At 54.9% G+C, this 19,858-nt stretch carries 20 protein-coding genes; 13 read left to right on the top strand and 7 right to left on the bottom strand.

Going from position 1 to position 19,858, the window contains the following annotated elements:
- The first annotated feature begins 90 nt into the window (after positions 1-90).
- The 3 genes from ribA to trhA all read left to right on the top strand — a co-directional run bounded on the left by ribA (position 91) and on the right by trhA (position 2,043).
- Complete coding sequence (gene ribA / locus INT20_RS13905) at positions 91-726, top strand: GTP cyclohydrolase II (protein ID WP_193057128.1); 636 nt, start codon at positions 91-93, stop codon at positions 724-726.
- 159 nt (positions 727-885) lie between these two features.
- Positions 886-1,194 (top strand): hypothetical protein, encoded by a 309-nt coding sequence (locus INT20_RS18385; protein WP_226912183.1) that lies wholly within the window; start codon positions 886-888, stop codon positions 1,192-1,194.
- Between the two features lie 177 nt (positions 1,195-1,371).
- Positions 1,372-2,043, top strand: a complete 672-nt coding sequence (gene trhA, locus INT20_RS13895) for a PAQR family membrane homeostasis protein TrhA (protein WP_172116920.1) — start codon at positions 1,372-1,374, stop codon at positions 2,041-2,043.
- A 14-nt stretch (positions 2,044-2,057) separates the two neighbouring features.
- Here trhA and INT20_RS13890 read toward each other — a convergent pair whose 3' ends face one another.
- Together INT20_RS13890 and djlA are read right to left on the bottom strand one after the other, a co-directional pair.
- A complete protein-coding gene (locus INT20_RS13890; protein WP_172116921.1) occupies positions 2,058-2,678 on the bottom strand; it encodes a glutathione S-transferase family protein in 621 nt (206 codons plus the stop codon).
- Between the two features lie 153 nt (positions 2,679-2,831).
- Positions 2,832-3,599 (bottom strand): co-chaperone DjlA, encoded by a 768-nt coding sequence (djlA, locus tag INT20_RS13885; protein ID WP_172116922.1) that lies wholly within the window; start codon positions 3,597-3,599, stop codon positions 2,832-2,834.
- A gap of 660 nt (positions 3,600-4,259) precedes the next feature.
- Between djlA and cheZ the strand changes: the two genes are divergently transcribed.
- A complete protein-coding gene (gene cheZ, locus INT20_RS13880) occupies positions 4,260-4,943 on the top strand; it encodes a protein phosphatase CheZ (RefSeq protein ID WP_192527760.1) in 684 nt (227 codons plus the stop codon).
- 125 nt (positions 4,944-5,068) lie between these two features.
- Here cheZ and dxs read toward each other — a convergent pair whose 3' ends face one another.
- From dxs to INT20_RS13865, 3 genes are read right to left on the bottom strand one after another with little or no spacing between them, the layout of a single operon-like run.
- Entirely contained in the window at positions 5,069-6,991 is a 1,923-nt protein-coding gene (gene dxs / locus INT20_RS13875; RefSeq protein WP_193057127.1) for a 1-deoxy-D-xylulose-5-phosphate synthase, read from the bottom strand.
- On the bottom strand, positions 6,992-7,882 hold the full coding sequence (ispA, locus tag INT20_RS13870) for a (2E,6E)-farnesyl diphosphate synthase (protein WP_193057126.1): 891 nt from the start codon (positions 7,880-7,882) through the stop codon (positions 6,992-6,994).
- Positions 7,876-8,163, bottom strand: a complete 288-nt coding sequence (locus INT20_RS13865; protein ID WP_172116926.1) for an exodeoxyribonuclease VII small subunit — start codon at positions 8,161-8,163, stop codon at positions 7,876-7,878. The genes ispA and INT20_RS13865 overlap by 7 nt, the downstream gene beginning before the upstream one ends.
- 262 nt (positions 8,164-8,425) lie before the next feature.
- Here INT20_RS13865 and serA point away from each other — a divergent pair, with 262 nt between their 5' ends.
- The gene (gene serA / locus INT20_RS13860; protein WP_172116927.1) at positions 8,426-9,670 is read left to right on the top strand and encodes a phosphoglycerate dehydrogenase; all 1,245 of its coding nucleotides are present in this window, start codon (positions 8,426-8,428) and stop codon (positions 9,668-9,670) included.
- Positions 9,671-9,790: 120 nt separating this feature from the next.
- On the opposite strand, the gene INT20_RS13855 is transcribed toward serA, so the two are convergent.
- On the bottom strand, positions 9,791-10,480 hold the full coding sequence (locus INT20_RS13855; protein WP_172116928.1) for a pirin family protein: 690 nt from the start codon (positions 10,478-10,480) through the stop codon (positions 9,791-9,793).
- Positions 10,481-10,720: 240 nt separating this feature from the next.
- On the opposite strand from INT20_RS13855, the gene trhO reads away from it, so the two are divergent.
- The 4 genes from trhO to ybiO all read left to right on the top strand — a co-directional run bounded on the left by trhO (position 10,721) and on the right by ybiO (position 15,694).
- Positions 10,721-11,680, top strand: a complete 960-nt coding sequence (gene trhO / locus INT20_RS13850) for an oxygen-dependent tRNA uridine(34) hydroxylase TrhO (RefSeq protein ID WP_172116929.1) — start codon at positions 10,721-10,723, stop codon at positions 11,678-11,680.
- A gap of 177 nt (positions 11,681-11,857) precedes the next feature.
- The gene (locus tag INT20_RS13845) at positions 11,858-12,679 is read left to right on the top strand and encodes an IclR family transcriptional regulator (RefSeq protein ID WP_172116930.1); all 822 of its coding nucleotides are present in this window, start codon (positions 11,858-11,860) and stop codon (positions 12,677-12,679) included.
- Between the two features lie 18 nt (positions 12,680-12,697).
- The gene (locus tag INT20_RS13840) at positions 12,698-13,135 is read left to right on the top strand and encodes a YqaA family protein (RefSeq protein WP_193054076.1); all 438 of its coding nucleotides are present in this window, start codon (positions 12,698-12,700) and stop codon (positions 13,133-13,135) included.
- 171 nt (positions 13,136-13,306) lie between these two features.
- On the top strand, positions 13,307-15,694 hold the full coding sequence (ybiO, locus tag INT20_RS13835) for a mechanosensitive channel protein (RefSeq protein WP_193057125.1): 2,388 nt from the start codon (positions 13,307-13,309) through the stop codon (positions 15,692-15,694).
- A gap of 106 nt (positions 15,695-15,800) precedes the next feature.
- On the opposite strand, the gene INT20_RS13830 is transcribed toward ybiO, so the two are convergent.
- Positions 15,801-16,547: an SDR family oxidoreductase gene (locus INT20_RS13830; RefSeq protein WP_193057124.1), complete on the bottom strand. Its 747-nt coding sequence runs from the start codon at positions 16,545-16,547 to the stop codon at positions 15,801-15,803.
- 160 nt (positions 16,548-16,707) lie between these two features.
- Here INT20_RS13830 and folK point away from each other — a divergent pair, with 160 nt between their 5' ends.
- The 4 genes from folK to INT20_RS13810 all read left to right on the top strand — a co-directional run.
- Entirely contained in the window at positions 16,708-17,154 is a 447-nt protein-coding gene (folK, locus tag INT20_RS13825) for a 2-amino-4-hydroxy-6-hydroxymethyldihydropteridine diphosphokinase (RefSeq protein WP_193054073.1), read from the top strand.
- 104 nt (positions 17,155-17,258) lie between these two features.
- Positions 17,259-18,071, top strand: a complete 813-nt coding sequence (locus INT20_RS13820; protein ID WP_193057123.1) for a flagellin N-terminal helical domain-containing protein — start codon at positions 17,259-17,261, stop codon at positions 18,069-18,071.
- A 190-nt stretch (positions 18,072-18,261) separates the two neighbouring features.
- Positions 18,262-19,521 carry a 2-aminoadipate transaminase gene (locus INT20_RS13815; RefSeq protein ID WP_226912182.1) on the top strand — a complete coding sequence of 420 codons (1,260 nt, stop codon included), beginning with the start codon at positions 18,262-18,264 and terminating at the stop codon, positions 19,519-19,521.
- A partial coding sequence (locus tag INT20_RS13810) for an FAD-binding oxidoreductase (protein WP_193057122.1) occupies positions 19,518-19,858 on the top strand: 341 nt, incomplete at its 3' end. The genes INT20_RS13815 and INT20_RS13810, both read left to right, overlap by 4 nt.

Here is a 19,858-nt window from a genome sequence, read left to right as displayed (position 1 = left end):
GTGAGGCATGGCTCGCTTCCTGATAAACTACCCGCCCACTTTGCTCATACTGTTGTGGTTAACTGGTTTGGTTAATCTGCGAGGTAACCTGTGACCATTCGCTTCATTGCTGCTTCCCAACTGCCCTCTCCCTGGGCCACGTTTACCATGCACGGTTTCGAAGACAACGCGACCGGTAAGGATCATATCGCCCTGACGCTGGGTGACCTCACGGGGGACGCGCCGGTACTGGGGCGCGTGCATTCCGAGTGCCTGACCGGCGATGCGCTATTCTCCATGCGTTGCGACTGTGGCTATCAACTGCAGGAAGCGCTTAAGCGTATTGCCGAAGAGGGCCGCGGCGTACTGCTTTACCTGCGCCAGGAAGGCCGCGGCATCGGGCTGCTCAACAAGATTCGCGCCTATCACCTGCAAGACCAAGGGGCGGATACGGTAGAAGCCAACGAACAGCTCGGGTTTGGCGCCGATATGCGCCGCTATGACCTGTGCGTACCGATGCTCAACCACTTGGGCGTCACCGCGCTTAAGCTGATGACCAATAATCCGCGTAAAGTCGATGCGCTGACCCGGGATGGCGTCAATGTGGTCGAACGGCTGCCCATCACCACTGGTTTAAATCCACACAATGAACAGTACCTTGCCACCAAGGCAGGCAAGCTTGGCCATATGATGGCGCTGGGTGATTTTACCCAGGCAAGCGATGTCGATATTGAGCGAAAGGGCTGAAATAACGCTTTAATGCGGCTAAAACCCCGAAAAATTGCTTTTTCTTAAACTTTTTTGCCTAGCGTCTGAGCTATGTTGATACAAACCGATATTGGTACAGATCGGTGTTGATACATAGCAGGATGCTAATTATCTGCAAAAGAGTAAGGAGGAGCAATCATGAAAGCACTTTGCTGGCACGGCAAAAACGACGTGCGCTATGACACAGTTCCTGATCCCGAAATAGAACACCCCCGCGACGCGATTATCAATGTAAGCAGCTGCGCCATCTGCGGCTCCGACCTTCATCTTTACGATCACTTTATGCCCGGCATGATGACCGCCGTGGATATCTGCTGGGCTCAAGCTTTAACCAAGCGGCACGCCTACAGGCGGGTATCACGCCGGATTGCAGCCACCGCAGGATTTGAAGCGCCCCGTGGAATAGAAACGCGCTGCCCTATCCTCCCATTTAACCTACTTATTTAACTGCCTATTCACGGTGCTCATCAACATCCAAACAAAACCCAAGCGCTGTACCTTCCGTGTTTGGGTTTTGTCATGTTTCAGCGCTATGGTGATGGCTCTATTATCCAGAACTCTATTATCCAGGTTAGCCGCGTCGTTCGCTGCTACTCATGACCGTTAACACACGGTGGAGGGGATATGAGCCACACAGCCAGCGTCAAGTCTGAAGAGTTCAGTGCATTAGAAGAGCGCTTACATAGTATCAGCCATGGGGTGGGCGCATTGTTAAGCGTTGTTGGGGCAGTGGTACTGCTGGTCATGGCGAGCATTGCCGCTCAGGTAGACCCTTGGAAACTGACAAGCCTTGGCTTGTACGGCATGACGCTGGTATTGCTATATACCGCTTCTACGCTTTATCACGGTATCCCGCATCGGCTTTGGAAGCAGCGCTTTCAACTGTTGGACCACTGCGCGATTTACTTGCTGATTGCAGGCACCTATACGCCTTTCTTACTGGTGAATATGCGCGGCCCAACGGGCTGGGCACTGTTTGCCGCCGTGTGGTCGCTGGCGCTGATAGGCATTACCTGCAAGCTGCTGTGGCCGCAGCGGCTGTCGATTTTCCGCGTGGTTATTTATTTGCTGATGGGGTGGATGATCCTGCTGGCATCAGAAGAAATGGCGGCGAAGCTCTCGGTAACCGGCATCGCCTTACTGGCCGCGGGCGGCATTACGTATACGGTGGGCGTAATTTTCTATGCCGTGCGTGCGATTCCCTACAATCACGCTATTTGGCACCTCTTTGTGGTGGGAGGAAGCATCTGCCACTACTTTGCAGTAGTAGCAGCGGTGCTGCCTCATACGGTGTAAAACGCGGTGCTGGCTTACTGAGCGGCAGCTTGTTCGCGCTCACCGGCTTTTGCCAGGCCCGGGCGCTGCGTATGGCGTTTGTGGTAGATCAAGAATGGCTCGGGCAGGCGATGCTGCATGCCAATGGCCCAGGAAAGCGTATGGGTGAGAAACAGGTCGGCCAAGGTGAAATCGCCTCCAAGCAGCGTTTCCTGGCCCTGAAAGCGGCGTTCAAGAGCGCCCAATGCGCGCTGAAACTCCCACTCTGCGGTAGGAATCACGGCCGGTACGCGTTTGTCTTCAGGTAGCGCAAAGGTGTGCTTGGCTTGGGTCCAGAGCGGCTGTTCGACTTCGGTCACAATAAAGCTTAACCACTGGTCGACCTGGGCACGCTCGGCGGCGTTAGTCGGCAGTAGTTTGCCGTTACCGTAGTGCTCGGCCAGGTAGCGGCAAATGGCCGACGATTCAAACAGGGTAAGTTCGCCATCCTCCAGCACCGGTACTTTGCCATCCGGATGACGTGCCAGATACGCCGAGGTTTGGCCTCCCCCTTTCTCCAACGCAACATGCTGGCACTGGTATTCAAGGCCCAGCTCTTCAAGCGTCCAGGCGGCACGTAGCGAGCGTGAGCGGGGGTAGGTGTATAGCGTGATCATGGCGCGCTCCTGACAAGGTGCCAGCCGAGGCTGGCGAAAAGAAGACGCTTTCAATTTAGCGGCCTGGTGTCAGGATGTCGATATTGGCAGGATGATGGACGCGGCCTTTGCGGGGCAGCGTGCTCTTGGACTGACCTTCATCTTATAAGCAGCTTACGCTTGGTTATCGCGCGCCTTGCGAATGCGTTCGTAGGCATTGCCGATTTCACTGGTGCGCGCCTGAGCCACTTCACGCATGCTTTCAGGCAAGCCTTTACCGGCCAGCTTATCCGGATGGTTTTGGCTCATTAAGCGACGGTAGGCTTTCTTGATCTCGGCATCGCTTGCCTCTTCACTCACACCCAGCACGCGGTAGGCGTCCTTAAGTGCCTCTTCACTGGCTCCTTGGGAGTTGGCGGCTGCGCCATGCAGCATGGCTTCAATCTGCTGTACCTCTGCTTCACTACAGCCAATGCCCCGCGCTACCCGCACGATCATTTCATGCTCTTCAGGATGCAAGACACCGTCAGCGGCGATAGCCGACAGCTGAACCTGTAAAAACACCTGGCGCATAACCGGTTGATGGCGGGTTAGGCGCCCGACGTTGGCAAGCTCAGCGTCCAGATCAAAGTTATCCGCACGGCCTCGCTCAAAGGCAGCGCGTGCCTTGGCCCGCTGCGCCCCCTGCAAATGCATCTGGTCAAACAGCTTTTCGGCAACGCTAAGCTCGCCTTCGGTCACTTTGCCATCGGCCTGGCAAAGGCAGCCCATAACGGAAAAAATCGACTCTAAAAAGCCTTCCTGAAGGCGCATGCGCGCCTCTCTTAACCGCTTGGCGAGGCGTCGTGCTAGCCACCAGCCCAGTACACCGCCAATTAACAGGCCAGTGGCGCCGCCGATGGCATAACCCACCAGGGCAAAAAATATAATCAGTAGTAACATGGCTCTCTCTAAGCGTCAGAAGTCGTGGGTTTGCAGCTGAGGGCGGCATTTTCAGCTATTGTCGCTTGACCAAACGGCGTTTTTCGCTGCGTAAGGCGGTAAAAGAAAGCGTGCTAACTTTTGTTGCCAGGCTTTCTGCCCTTTTGTTTGGAGAAGCGCAATGCCCTCGTTCCACCCGAGTGCCCCAAAAAAACTCTACGGTACACGATCTCAGGGTTTTTGAGTATCACAACCCGGCAGGCGGCCAACGCCCGTGCCCGTTCACTGTTTAAACTCAATCAGCCCGATGGGTTCGATTGCCCCGGCTGCACATAGGGCGACCCTGATATAGAACTCCTGGTTTGAGATCTTCGAGAACGGGGTAAAAGCCGCTTGAGATGCTGCATAACGGCAGCCATGGGATCACCTCGCACTACTTCTTTCCCAAGCTGGGTGGCGCGTGCTAGCGCTGCGTGAGTGATCCCATCCGTTGAATAGGTCTAAAAGCGCCAGACAAGGGCTTTCAAATAAAGCAAACGCTCAAGTTTTAGGAGGGTACGCCGAAGATAGTTAACGGGCTTTAACGCTTGTCTGTCTGAAAACCATAGCGGATACGTATATTGATGGTGACCAGATCATCAACAGCGACATTCAACAAGTTTTTTCCACAAGAGGATTGTCATGAGCACTGTTAACAACGCCCACGACACGACCATGCCGTCGGTGCTGGGTAAAAAAGACAGTAATGATGAGATGGTGCATCGTATAGGCCACTTGACCCGCCTGCTGCGGGATAGCATGAAGGAGCTGGGCCTGGATCAGCAGATCAGCCAGGCAGCGCAGGCCATACCCGATGCCAATGACCGGCTTAACTATGTGGCCTCAATGACGGAACAGGCGGCTGAGCGGGCACTGAATGCCGTTGAGCGCGCGCAACCTGTGCAAGACAAGCTTGAGGAGGAGGGCGCCGCGCTTAATACGCGCTGGCAGGCAGCGGCGGCTCTAGCCGTTGTAGAAAGCGACCCATCGCTTATCAAGGACACGCAGCTCTATTTGAGTGATTCGCTTCCGACCGCCACGGGGTCTACGCAGAAAGAGCTGCTTGAAATAATGATGGCTCAGGACTTCCAGGATCTTACCGGTCAGGTGATCAAGAAGATGATGGAGGTTATCCAGCTAATTGAAGAGCAGCTTGTTCAAGTGTTGGTCGACAATGTTCCTAACGTCACCGATGGGGTGAACATTGATGATAATCGCGATGAGCATGCCAAACTGCGCAATGGCCCGCAGGTAAGCGAAGGCAAAGTGGATGCCGTGTCAGGGCAGGACCAGGTGGATGATTTGCTGGATGAACTCGGTTTTTAAACCAGCATCTCTTTCCCGGTGGCTTGGCGCCCATTGTCTGGCACTTGCTTTGCGATGGCCGCCCGTAATAGAGCGGCGCTTATCTCGCTATTGAGGGTGCTTGTCGATCAGTCGCGGTGCTGCTTTTAACTTGAGAGTGAAGGCAGCCGCTGGCGAATGGCGGCTTCGATGCCTTCTGCGTCCAGACCACAGTCCCGCAGCAATTCATCCGGCGTGCCGTGCTCTACAAATGCGTCGGGCAGGCCGAGATTGAGCACTTCTACCTGTACACCTTCAGCGTTGAGCAGTTCGTTAACAGCGCTTCCCGCGCCACCTGCAACGACGTTCTCTTCAAGCGTTATTAGAAGCTCATGCTCGTCGGCCGCGTGGAGGACCGTGTCGCGGTCCAGCGGCTTGATAGAGCGCATATTGATATGCGTGGTGTTGAGCTTTTCGGCAACTTCAGCGGCTGCGGTGTTTAGGCTGCCAAACGCGAGTAGCGCAATGCGCACGCCATCGCTTTGTGACTGACGGCGTACCTCCGCCTTGCCAATCGGAAGCGATTCCAGGTGCTCAGGAATTTCCACGCCGGGGCCAGTGCCGCGCGGGTAACGCACTGCCGCAGGGCCGGGATGATAATAGGCCGCACTCAACATGGCGCGACACTCGGCTTCATCGGCAGGTGCCAGGATGACCATGCCGGGTACGCAGCGTAAAAAGGACAAATCCATGCTGCCGTGGTGAGTGGGGCCGTCTTCACCCACAAGCCCTGCCCGGTCGATGGCAAAGGTGACGTCCAGCTCCTGCACCGCTACGTCATGAATGAGCTGGTCATAGCCGCGCTGCAAAAATGTTGAATAGATCGCCACCACCGGCTTCATGCCTTCGCAGGCCATGCCCGCCGCGAGCGTCACGGCGTGCTGTTCGGCAATGGCTACATCAAAGTAGCGAGCTGGGTACTCTTTGGAGAAACGAATCAGGTCGGAGCCTTCGCGCATGGCGGGGGTAATCCCTATCAGGCGTGAATCGCTCGCGGCCATATCGCACAGCCAGTCGCCGAATACGTTGCAGTACTTTCTCTTGGGGGCGGATGGCGCTTTGAAGGGCGGGGCGGGCGCCACGCTGGCTTTCTCAAGTTTGGTGATGGCGTGGTAGCCAATCTGGTCCGCCTCGGCGGGTAAAAAGCCTTTGCCTTTGCAGGTTTTGATATGCAGAAACTGCGGGCCATCCAGCTCGCGCAGGTTACGCAGCGTCTCGGTCAGTGCCTCAAGGTCGTGCCCGTCAATCGGGCCGATGTAGTGAAAACCCATTTCCTCGAACAGCGTGGCGGGGCTCACCATGCCTTTCATGTGCTCTTCGGTGCGCTTGGCAATTTCCAATGCGCCTGGCAGATGAGAAAGTACTTTTTTGCCCTCTTCGCGCATTTTTAGATAGGGTTTGCTTGACATCATCCGGGCGAGGTACGTCGCCAGGCCACCGACGTTTTCCGAGATCGACATCTCATTGTCGTTGAGCACGACCAGCATATTAGCGTTGACGTGGCCGGCATGGGCCAGCGCTTCAAAAGCCATGCCCGCCGTGAGCGCGCCATCACCAATAATCGCACAGACGCGGCGATTATCGCCTTTGGCCTGGGCAGCCAGCGCCATGCCGAGCGCTGCGGAAATCGAGGTGCTCGAGTGGCCCACGCCAAAGGTGTCGTATTCGGATTCAGCGCGGCGCGGAAATGCCGCCAGGCCGCCGTGCTGGCGAATGCTGAGCATCGCTTCACGACGGCCGGTGAGAATCTTGTGCGGATAAGCCTGATGGCCCACATCCCACACCAGGCGGTCCTTGGGCGTATGAAAGGCGTGGTGCAGGGCCACGCTCAGTTCTACTACCCCCAAGCCTGCGCCAAAGTGGCCGCCGGAAACGCCCACGCTATAAAGCAGGTAGGCACGCAGCTCGTCAGCCAGTTGGGCAAGCTGCTGGGTATTCATGGCCCGCAGCGCAGCGGGGTGATCAAAAGAGTCGAGCAGCGGCGTTGCCGGACGCTCGCGGGGAATCTCGTCGAACAGCTTCATGGGCATCTAGTGGTCGCGCTCGATCATATAGTGGGCTAATTCGGCCAAGGGGGCGGCTTGCTCGCCTAATGGGGCGAGAGCGGCAATGGCCTCGTCAATCAGGGTGCGCGCTTTTTGTTGCGCGCCTTCCAGCCCCAACAGGCTGGGATACGTCGGCTTGGCGCGTGCAGCGTCAGCGCCGGATGTTTTGCCGAGTGTCATGGTGTCACCCGTCACATCAAGGACATCATCATGAATCTGGAAGGCTAGACCAATGGCGCGCGCGTAGCGAGTCAGGGCGTTTATACGCGGGTCGCTCTCGTCAACGGCAATCAGCCCGCCCATACGCACCGCCGCCACAATCAGCGCACCGGTTTTATGAGCGTGCATGTGCGCCAGGGCGTCCACGTCAGGGTGGCCGCCGATAGCCGCCAAGTCCAGTGCTTGGCCTGCCACCATGCCCTCACGGCCAGACGCCGTGGTAAGCGTCGTGATCAGGCTGCCAAGCCGCGGGTGAGCGGTGCGTGCCAGCGCGTCAAAGGCCAGGGTTTGTAGCGCGTCGCCTGCCAGAATCGCGGTCGCTTCATCATAGGCGATATGCACGGTCGGCTGGCCACGGCGCAGATCATCGTCATCCATGGCGGGCAAGTCGTCATGAATCAATGAGTAGGCGTGGATGAGTTCAATGGCGGCGGCCGGGGCGTCGAGGTCTTCTTCGCGTGCTCCCAGCGCCTGCCCAGCAAGATAGACAAGCAGCGGGCGCAAGCGCTTACCGCCGACTAAAAGACCGTGGCGCATGGCGTTATCAAGCCGCGGGACCACGGCGTGATCGTTAAAAAGCGCGTTTAGCGTGGCATCTACCCGGGCATTGCTGGCTTGACGTAAGGCGGTCAATGAGGGGGCATTGGTCGCTACCATGGGGGCGTCTCCTTACCCTCGTCAGTGGCATCCTTGGGCGATTCACTATCAGCAAACGGCGTGACGTTTAAACGGCCTTCGCTATCTTCGCTCAGCGCGCGGACTTTTAGCTCGGCGCTGTCCAAGCGTTGCTGGGCATCGCGCGTCAACCGTACGCCCTGCTCAAAGGCGCCCAGCGCATCTTCCAATGACAGCTCGCCTGACTCCAGGCGTTCTACGATGGTTTCCAGCTGGTCAACCGTGGCCGCAAAATCCTGCGGTGAAGGTGTGGTGTCGCTCATTGGTTAATGCCTACTGTTTTCTGGCGCCCCATCAAAAAGGCTGCGCGTTGCCTGCCATGACAAACGCACAGTATACACCGAGGGCAGGGGGGGGCGTCTGCCCCAGGCCGCTTTGTGCGTATGACTTGCACTGTTTTCATCTTGATAACGCACACATTTCATCAGTTCGTATCGGCCTGATGGGCGTGCGGTATGCTACTATACGGCCTTTTCGTGAACCGATACACGGCGCACGCCGCCGACCATAGAGGTTGATTCAGCCATGGCTAAAACGTCCCTGGAAAAGAGCAAGATCAAGATCCTGCTACTCGAGGGCGTCCACCAAAGTGCGGTGGACAATTTTCAAAATGCCGGATATGAAAATATCGAGCATCTGCCGACATCGCTAGATGAAGCATCGTTGATCGAAAAGATCCGTGATGTACATTTCATCGGTATTCGCTCGCGTACCCAGCTTAATGAGCGAGTGTTTGCAGCGGCAGAGAAGCTGGTCGGCGTTGGCTGCTTCTGTATCGGAACCAACCAGGTGGACCTGAATGCGGCGCTAAAACGTGGTATTGCCGTGTTCAACGCGCCTTACTCCAATACTCGTTCGGTCGCTGAGCTGGTATTGGCAGAAGCGATCATGCTGTTGCGTGGCATTCCTGAAAAAAATGCCCGTGCTCATCAGGGCGGCTGGCTGAAATCAGCCAAAAACTCGCACGAAGCACGCGGTAAAACGCTGGGTATTGTTGGCTACGGCAGCATCGGCGCGCAGCTTTCTGTGCTGGCCGAGTCGCTGGGCTTTAACGTTATCTACTACGATATCATCACCAAACTCGGCATGGGTAATGCAAGCCAGGTCACCAGCCTTGAAGAGCTGTTAAACCGCTCGGATGTGGTGAGCTTGCACGTACCGGACTTGCCCTCTACCCGCTGGATGATTGGCGCGAAAGAGATTGCTGCGATGAAACCAGGTGCCATCTTCATCAATGCCTCACGCGGCAGTGTCGTGGAAATTGAACCCTTGGCGGATGCCATCAAAGCAGGCCATCTCAATGGCGCTGCGGTGGATGTGTTCCCGGTGGAGCCCAAGGGCAACGATGAAGAGTTTGAAAGCCCGTTACGTGGTTTGGAAAATGTGATCCTGACCCCGCATGTGGGTGGCTCTACGCTCGAAGCCCAGGAAAATATCGGTATTGAAGTGGCCGAAAAGCTGACGACCTACTCGGATAACGGCACCACGATCACCTCGGTCAACTTCCCCGAAGTGGCGCTGCCTGCCCACCCCGATAAGCACCGCTTGCTGCATATTCATGACAACGTGCCGGGCGTACTGTCGGAAATTAACCGCGTGCTGTCCGAAAACGGCATTAACATCTCGGGCCAGTACCTGCAGACCAACGATAAGGTCGGCTATGTGGTCATTGATGTCGACAAAGCTTACGGTCCGCAAGCGCTGGAAGCATTGAGGCAGGTAGAGCACACGCTGAAAATCCGTGCACTTTACTCAGCGCACAATAGCTAGGATTGATTGGCAGCTGCGAGGCTTGGTGACAACGCAAAACACTGGGCTGATGGCGTAAAAAAACGGCTCCCGAAAGGGGGCCGTTTGGGTTGTTAAGGCGGGTAGCACTGAGTAAAAGGGCTAAGCAAGATCAAACAGCAGTACTTCGCTTGTATCCTGGCCGGTCACGCTGATCGCGTCGCCAGGCTCAAACGCAGCGGCATCGCCGGTACTGAGCTGTTCACCATTGACCTCGACCGCGCCCTTTACCACGTGTAGCCAGGCATAGCGCGTAGCCGGTGTCTTGACGCTGTCGCCTGCATCAAATGAGCCTGCATAAAGATTAACGTCCTGGTTCAGGCTCACTGAGCCTTCACGGCCCTGCTGTGATGCTACCAGGCGCCACTGGTTTTGGCGGCCTGCGGCTGGAAATGCTTTCTGCTCGTAGCTGGGCTTAATGCCAAGCGCTTTGGGCTCAATCCAGATCTGCAGGAAGTGCAGTCCGTTCTCTTTGGAGTGATTAAACTCGCTGTGCACAACGCCGGTGCCCGCTGACATGCGCTGTACATCGCCCGGGCGCATGACCTCGCCATTGCCCATGTTGTCCTTGTGCTCCATTTCGCCTTCCAGCACGTAGGAAATAATCTCCATGTCCCGGTGCGGGTGGGCACCAAAGCCATGACCACCGGCGACGCGGTCTTCGTTGATCACCCGTAGGGCGCGAAAGCCCATATGCTTGGGGTCATGGTAATTGGCAAACGAGAACGTATGGTACGAACGCAGCCAGCCGTGGTCTGCATAGCCCCGCTCATCCGCGCGACGAATTTTCATGGTGTGCTCCCAGTTGTGTTGAAGGAGTAGCTGTTGAAGGAATGCGCTCAATATACGCCTGAAACCGCACGGCGTGGGGTGAAGGTTTCTGCACGATAACGTCGATTAAATCGACGAATTTTTAAACCGCGAGTGACCTGCGTCAATCTGGCAGGATTCAAGCGCTGCGCCGTTTGCGCTAGACTATGCGCGTTTATTAACCCGGTCCGCCCTTTACGAGGGTGACTACTGGAGCTTGTTATGTCTGCACCTGTTTCTGAAGCTGGCGATATGCCGCGTATTGTCGTGGCAGCATTGTATAAATTCGTTACGTTAAATGACTTTGAAGCGCTGCGTGAGCCGCTGCGCCAAGCCATGGTCGATCATGATGTTAAAGGCACGCTGCTGCTCGCTAAAGAGGGCATCAATGGCACCGTCGCGGGGACTCGCGAAGGTATTGATGCACTGCTTGGCTGGCTGACCGCTGACCCGCGCTTGACCGATATCGACCATAAAGAGTCTTACTGCGACGAAACCCCGTTCTATCGCACCAAGGTTAAGCTCAAAAAAGAGATCGTGACGCTGGGCGTACCAGGCATTGATCCTAACAACACCGTTGGTACCTATGTTGAGCCTGAAAACTGGAACGAGGTGATTTCAGACCCCGAAGTGCTGGTGATCGACACTCGCAATGATTACGAAGTGGCGATTGGCAGCTTCGAAGGCGCGGTTGACCCAAAAACCACCACGTTCCGTGAGTTTCCCGACTACGTGCGTGAGCATTACGACCCAGAGAAGCATAAAAAAGTCGCCATGTTCTGCACCGGCGGTATTCGCTGTGAAAAAGCCTCCAGCTTTATGCTCAAAGAGGGGTTTGACGAGGTCTACCACCTCAAGGGCGGCGTTTTGAACTATCTGGAGAAAGTCCCGGAAGAGCAGTCGTTATGGCGTGGCGAGTGCTTTGTGTTCGATAACCGCGTTACCGTGCGTCACGACCTGAGTGAAGGCCTGTTCGAACAGTGCCACGCCTGTCGTATGCCGATTTCCGAAGACGACATGCAGTCATCAGCCTACGAGCCTGGGATTAGCTGCCCACACTGCATCAACTCGCTGCCCGAGAAAACTCGCGCCGCCGCCCGTGAGCGTCAGCGCCAAATTGATCTTGCCAAAGAGCGTGGCCAGCCCCATCCGCTGGGTTATAACCATCGCGAGAAGGCCTGATAGCGGCGCCAAGGAGTGGCGTAATGTCGGCGGCCACGCCTGTGGCCGTTTTCTATCTATAGCGATGTTCTGCCATTCGCTAGCTTCCTCCATTAGTGGAATTCGTTTCCGTAAACGCGACAGCGGCCTTTGCGGCACGTTATCCTGTTACTCTTTACGCCTTTAGGAGAGAGCAGGGTGAGTGAAGCCAAGCGTAGGACGGTCGGGCGTCCGGCAAATGCCGCTAAAGCGAGTGGCGGGCATAGCCAGTCGCTGGTACGCGGCTTAACGTTACTGGAGTTTTTAGCGGCAAGCCCACTAGGGCTTGCGCTGTCAGACGTGGCTGAAAAAGCCGAGTTAGCCCCTTCTACCACCCACCGCTTGCTCCAGGCTCTGCAAAGCCAGGGGTTTGTTAGCCAGGAGAACGAGCAGGGCTTATGGCGTATTGACGTCAAAACCTTCCGTATCGGTAACAGCTTTTTAGAAGCTCGCGATGTGGTGGCATCAAGCCGCCCCTTTCTACGCCGCTTAACCGCTGAAACCGGCGAGACTGCCAATTTAGGGATCCGCGATGGGGATACGGCGGTATTTCTGGCCCAGCACGAATCGCCTCAAATGATGCGCATGATTACCCGCTTGGGCTCACGCGCCCCGCTGCATGCCTCTGGCGTGGGTAAAGCGCTGTTGGCATGGATGCCCACTGACGAACGCGCTCGCTTTTTGGATAACCGTGAACTCACCCGTGTTACCGACAATACACTGTGCAGTCCAGACGCACTGACCGCCGAAATGCACCAGGTGTGTGATCAAGGTTTTGCCTGTGACCGCGAGGAGCACGCCATTGGCCTGCATTGCGTCGCGGCCTGTATCTTCGACGAGCACGCCACGCCGCTGGCGGCTATTTCTGTTTCAGGCCCCATGGCGCGTATCCCTGAAGCACGCCTGCTGGCGCTGGGTAAGCTGGTGCGCCAGGTCGCCGATGAAATTACCGCTCAACTTGGGGGGCAGGTGCCGCAGTAACGTTCGGCTACCCGTTACATGCTGAGTCTTTTCCTTGTTGCGTTTGTTAGTGCGACCCTGCTGCCTGGCGGCTCTGAAGTTTGGCTTGCCAGACTTTGGTGTTTGGGGGAGCCGGCTATTTTACTCTGGGCGGTAGCGACCACTGGTAATACGCTGGGCAGTCTGGTCAATGTGGCGATGGGCCGCTATGCACGTCAGTTTCAGGATCGCCGGTGGTTCCCTGCATCGCCTAAACGCCTTGCCCAGGCCGAGCGCTGGTACCACAAGCTTGGCGAGGCCAGCCTGCTGCTTTCCTGGCTGCCGGTGGTGGGCGACCCACTGACGGTACTGGCCGGGTTGTTTCGGCTTCCCTGGTGGCGTGCCTTTTTATGGATTTTAGTTGCAAAAGGCGCCCGCTACGCGGTTGTGCTGGTTCTGGCACACCAGTGGCTATTGCCGCTTTGTCAAATTAAGTAACGCGCTGCTACTTCTCATATTCGTAGTGTTAACGGTCAAATCATCTTATGTTCCCATGTTACTCTGTGGGCTTTGTATGTTATCAACATGCTCGGTGAGCACATTTGTGTTTGCATAAAGCGGGCTAACAATTAAATTTAATAAAGCATTTATCTAAATGGAGGTTAAGGCGTGACGCCATTACGTATATTTCCCTGGCTAGGCATTTGGCTAATGACACTGCTTGTGTTTTTTGCCACGCCAGCATTAGCCCAAACGACGACGGCTGAAAGTGATCCTGCATCGCCTCCAGCGGAAGTGCCCGCTTCTTACGAAGCGCTTGCTGATCTCCTCGAAAATGAGCAGTCGCGCCAAGAGCTAATTGATGTATTACGTCAACAGGCATCCGCGTTGCCCGCCGGTTTAGAGGCTGAGTTATCCCCTGAAGCCGCCGCTCAAGGAAGCGATTTGGCTCCAGAGGATGTCTCATTGCCACGCCAGTTGGCAGAGCTGACAAGCGATGTTGTCAGTAATATTGGCCTGCAGATTGAGCAAGCTTTTTCCATCATGGGTAACCTGTTTACCGGGCAAGGCGCGAGTGCTTTTGATTCGTCAGCTTTCGTCCAGGCCGCGATTAATCTGGGCCTCGTGATCGTTGCGACCTTCGTGATTTTCTTCGCACTGCGTCGGATGGCCAAGTCTGCCTTTACCCGGGTGAGCAAATGGTCGCTCAATGGCACCGGAATGACGCCAGTGCTGCGCTTGATTTGCTGCGTCATTATTGCGGCACTTATTGACTTTATATTGGTGGGACTTGCGTACGTGGGCGGTAACCTGGTGGCCACGTTCGCGATTGGTGAAACGGGCGAGCTTTCCACACGGGCCTCGCTGTTTCTCAATGCTTTCCTGGTCATTGAGTTGATGAAAGCAGTGATGCGGATGCTGTTTTCCTCACACTACGAAGGCCTGCGATTGTTGCCAATTTCAACCGGTGAAGCCTCCTACTGGAACCGTTGGATAGCACGTCTTATCGGCATGGTCGGTTACGGACTAATGGTTGCCGTGCCGCTGATCAATTTCTACCTGGCTGCCAGCGTAGGCCAAGCGGCTGGCACATTAATTATGATTGTGGCCTTTGTTTATGCGGTCAGTGTGGTGCTCAAGAACCGTATTCGCATCCGGGGGCACTTGAATGATGCGGCGGCCAATACGTCGATGGTGGCAAGCCGTGTATCGCTTCAGCTCTTTGCACGTACCTGGCACTTTTTTGCGCTGACCTACTTCTTAATGGTCTTCGTTTTGATACTGACGCGTCCTGGCGATGCACTGCCTTTCGTGCTTTTTGCAACACTGAAAACATTGGCTGCGGTGGTTATAGGGCTTCTGGTATCGACTTTCCTGACCCAAACGATTGGGCATCGCATTCGCTTGTCGGACGATTTGCGTCGTAAGCTGCCGCTGCTTGAGCCGCGTCTTAACAGCTACGTTCCCAACGCGCTGCGTGTGCTACGCACCATCATCCTGGTCGTCGTTATCATGGTGGTGCTGGATGCCTGGGGTGCGTTCAATTTAGCCAATTGGTACGCTTCTGAACGCGGAACGATGCTGGTAGGGCGACTGGTCAGCATTGCCTTGATTCTGATTGTTGCGCTGGGCGTGTGGTTAGGGCTTGCGAGCCTGATTGAGCATAAGCTCAACCCGGAAACCGGCGGTGGTGAGCCCTCTCCTCGAGCCAAAACGCTGCTGAGCCTGTTCCGCAACGCGCTGGCTATCGCCATGCTCACGATTACCGGGATGATCCTACTGTCCGAAATCGGCATTAACATCGGCCCGCTGATTGCCGGTGCCGGGGTACTGGGTTTAGCTATTGGTTTCGGTGCGCAGAGGCTGGTACAGGATGTTATTACCGGGGTCTTCATTCAGATCGAGAATGCCATGAATACAGGCGATGTGGTAACGCTGGGGGGCATCACCGGGACTGCAGAACGATTAAGCATTCGTTCGGTAGGTATTCGGGACCTTTCGGGCACCTATCACATCATTCCCTTCTCAAGCGTTGACACCGTTTCTAACTACATGCGCGACTACGGTAACCATGTTGGGGAGTACGGCATTGCTTATCGTGAGAGCATTGACGATGCGATTGAGCAGCTCCAGCTTGCCTTTAATGATCTGAAAGCCAGCGAAGAGTATGGCTACAAGATCCTTGCTGATCTGACGGTCGCCGGTGTTATAAGCCTGGGCGACAGCGCCGTCAATATTCGTGTGGTTATCAAAACCACGCCGGGCGATCAGTGGGGTGTTGGTCGGGCGTATAATCGTCTGGTCAAGCTGCGCTTTGATCAGGCGGGCATTGAGATACCGTTCCCGCATACCACGATGTACTTCGGTCAGGACAAGTCCGGTTCAGCGCCGCCTGCCAACCTGCGCATTATGCAACAGGACTTTACTATCGACGGTAGCCCTGCTGGGCAGCCAAAGGCAGGTGAAAGTGAGGTAGATGACCGTTTTTCACCTCGCCGGAAAGATAAGTCTAGTGAGACGACTGAGCAAAATCTACCCACGGGTGACGATGTCTAATGCTTAAGCGTTAGCACACCTACTTTGCGTTTTGGGGCCGCCTTTGGGCGGCCCCACTGCGTTCTACGTTGTTAAAAATGTTTTGGAGTGGCTGTTAATTTGGTTGTTACTCTAGATAGTTCTCCGAATGCCTGCCTTCCAGGTAGATCGACTCACCTCCATCGATACATAACACTTGGCCGGTAACAAAATCGTTTTCCAGCAGGTAGTACAGCGTCTTTGTTAAATGGGCGGGCGTTCCTTGCCGGTTAAGGGGGATGCCTTCCAGACGCCATGCAATATAGTCGTGGCTACGCTGGGAAGTGGGCAGTACTACGCCGGGGGAAATACCATTGACCCGGATACGCGGTGCGAATTCGAGTGCGGCCATTTGGGTCATCTCTTTCAGCCCCTTTTTAGACAACAAATACGCCGCATAAGGGTATTGATGATAGGCCACTTTATTGTCAATGATATTCACCACACAGCCGTTAGACACCGCGTTAGCAAAATGTTGAATTAACAACAGCGGGGTAAATAGGTTGACGCGAAACTGCGTCTCCAGGAGTGCCATGTCCGTTTGAGCAATGGATGCGGCTTGGTAAGTGGAGGCGCTATTAACCAGCACATCTAAATGCGGAAAGCGCCGTATAGCGGCTTCAATCAGTGTATCCAGCGGATCGTGCAAAAAATCACAGGGCAGTATTTCGCACTCGCGCCCTTTGCTGCGGATAGTGTGTGCTACCTCTTCAGCTTCATCTCGTGAGCTATTAACGTGGAGTGCAATATCGTATCCCGCTTCTGCTAATGCTTCTGAAAAATGCCGTCCCAAACGGGTAGCACCCCCGGTCACTAATGCTGCTTTAGTCGTCATTGTTATCCCTGTCTTTAATCATTATATGGCGTGCTTCGTTTATCTTGCGTTTGTTATTAGTTGTTTGGTTGCTTGCACACTTAGAGCATAGCGCTAGTCTGAGGTATGATCATTACAGTGATTAAGAATATTTCGACTTCTCTCTAGTTGAGTAATCGTTATGTCAACAACGGCGTTACGAGCCGGGCGAGATACACGGCTGCATGAATGCCTAATCTCGATAGGCTCGAATATTGAACCTGAGCTGAATGTCACACGAGCGTTGTCTCTTTTAAACAGCGAATGCGACCTGGTCACGCACTCTCAGCCAATCCGTACCTCCCCTGTTGGCTTTTTACAGCAGGCCGATTTTCTCAATGCCGCGCTATTGGTGCGCACGCCGCTTCCCTATGCAGCGTTTCGGCTGTATTTAAAAGCGGTCGAGAACCGCTTGGGTCGCGTACGAGGTCTGAATAAATCAGGCCCACGAACCATGGATCTGGATATTGTGGCGTGGAATGGCGAGTTAATGGATCAGGGATACCTTGAGTATGATTACGTCAGGCTCCCTATCGATGAAGTGTTGGCCGCTAGTGGGCGCTCATTAACGATAAAGCATGAGCGGTAAAAATAATTAATGCTTTACCCGTTCAGGCCGATAAATACGTCACTGACGTCGTTATTGGCAAGTCAGACCTGCGTATTGCGCCTTGCACTTAACGAGGGCCTGAATTGTTCAGCCTAAATACCAATGTGACCTCGCTACGGGTGCAGAGCAATTTGCGCAGTAGCCAGCAAGCGATTCAGACCTCTATGCAGCGGCTATCGTCGGGCTTGCGTATTAATAGCGCCAAGGACGACCCAGCCGGGCAGGCGATTGCCAATCGTATGAACGCGCAAATCCGCGGCATGAATCAGGCCATTCGTAATACCCATGATGGAATTTCGCTGGTGCAAACGGCCGAAGGCGCGCTGAATCAGATCAATGATAATTTGCAGCGCATTCGTGAGCTGAGCGTGCAGGCCGCTAACGGCACTAATAGCAATGAAGATCTCGTTTCCATTCAGGGCGAGATCGACGGGCTCCTGGACGAAATTGACCGTGTCGCCGGGCAGAGTAGCTTCAACGGCATTGATCTGTTTGAGAAGCGCGATCTCACTATCCAGGTGGGGGCCAACTCAGGCAATACCATCAGCATTCGCATGGAAGGCATGGGCCGTAATGCCTTGGGGCTTAGTGACTTCAGCGTGCTTTCGGATGGTACGTCCAACCCGATGGAGGTGATGGACGACGCCATTAAGCGGGTGGATCGCCAGCGTAGCTACTTTGGTGCGATGCAAAACCGCTTTGAAAGCGTCATCGACGGGCTCAACAACAATATCGTCAATCTATCAGCGGCCCAGTCGCGCATTCAGGATGCGGATTACGCCCGGGAAGTTTCCAACTTGATCCGCGCACAAATTCTCCAGCAAGCGGGCATGGCGATTCTTGCCCAAGCCAACCAGCAGCCGCAGATGATCCTGCGTTTGCTGGAAAGCTTGTAGCGTTACTCTGCTATTTTATAGACATTATCCATTCCTTTTTTTGACCTGCCTTTCGATATGGCGGTTTAAAGTGCGTGCTTGTCTGCTTATACATTCCAATTTGGCATGCGTTAAGCGTTTTTTTTCGTTTGTGGTCTTGTCTGGTAATTTGCTTTGATAACGCCATTCACCCCTGAACGGCAGGAAAATAATGGCGATGGAACTTTCTCATGTGAGTGCTGCGTTAGGCGTTTTGCACCCGATTTGTATAGCCCGTGGGCGTAATGCGGAGGTTTGGGATGAATCGGGGCAGCGTTATATCGATTTTATCGGCGGTATTGGTGTTCTTAACCTTGGTCATAGCCATCCGGCAGTAGTGGAAGCCGTTCAAAGCCAGGTAGAAACGTTAATGCATTCTGCATTTAACGCAGTGCCACATCGCGGTTACCTGTCGGTAGTCGACGCGTTAAACCAGTTTGTACCGGTTTCTTATCCGCTCTCTTGTATGCTCACCAATAGTGGTGCGGAAGCAACTGAAAATGCTCTTAAAGTTGCCCGGGGGGTCACTGGACGACAAGCAGTTATAGCCTTTGACGACGCTTTTCATGGTCGAACGCTGGCTGCCTTGAACTTAAATGGCAAAGTGAAACCGTACAAGTCGGGTCTTGGCGCCTTGCCGGGCCCGGTTTACCATCTGCCGTTCCCAAGCCGTGACAGCGGCGTGACTGATGAACAGGCGCTGGCCGCGCTGGAACGGCTATTTGAAGTTGAAATACCCGCCGATGAAGTGGCTTGCATGATCGTCGAACCCATCCAGGGAGAGGGTGGTTTTCGTCTACTGTGCCCTCAGTTCGCCAAGGCAATGCGCGAAATCTGTAATCAACACAACATCATACTAATATTTGACGAAATTCAATCAGGATTCGGGCGTAGTGGTAAGCGCTTTGGCTTTTCACATTTAGGCGTTGAGCCAGATCTTCTTTTGATGGGCAAAAGCATCGCCTCGGGGTTGCCACTGGCGGCGTTAGCGGGGCGGGTAGAGCTGATGGATGCGTTACCCAAAGGTGCGCTGGGTGGCACATACTCAGGCAATGCAGTGGCATGCGCAGCCGCACTGGCCGTCATGGACATCATGCAGGAAAAGGAGCTTGCTTGCTGGGGAGAGCAGCAGGAAGCACTGATAGTTGAGGCTTACCAGGCGTGGCAGTCAAGCGGCCGTTTTCCTATGCTGGGAGCCATGACAGGTATTGGCTCGATGCGAGGCATTGTTTTTAACGATACGCAAAATGCCACAGGTGCCGGGCATCTGGCAGCTCTATTAACCGCCGGACGTAACGCCGGTGTTCTGCTGATGCCCAGCGGACGCAAACGCAATATTCTACGTCTATTACCCCCGCTCACCACTGAGCCAGAAATATTAAAAGAAGGTCTAAGCCTTATTGAACAGGCGCTGGAGACGCTAAGCGCATGATCGCAATGGAAGCCGGTGAAGGTGTTAGCGCGGTATACCTGCGCTTTCTGGAAGCCCTTAAAACACGCGGCTTCGATGGCGAGATTGCCCCTGACTATGCCCACCGCACGGTGCTGGCAACCGACAACTCGATCTATCAGCGTCTGCCCCAGGCGGCGGTGTTTCCCCGCCATGCTGAAGACCTGGAATGCCTGGCCAAACTGGCTGCTGAAGCGCCTTACCGCGAGGTGGTGTTAACGCCACGAGGCGGCGGCACCGGTACCAACGGTCAGTCGCTTACCGATGGCATCGTGGTGGATATCTCCAGGCACATGAATCAGGTGCTGGACATTGATGT

The sequence above is a fragment of the Halomonas citrativorans genome (assembly GCF_014898005.1).
GTDB classification, from domain to species: domain Bacteria; phylum Pseudomonadota; class Gammaproteobacteria; order Pseudomonadales; family Halomonadaceae; genus Vreelandella; species Vreelandella citrativorans.
Note: the sequence above shows the minus strand (reverse complement) of the source record. Positions and strands in the feature narration are given on the sequence as shown.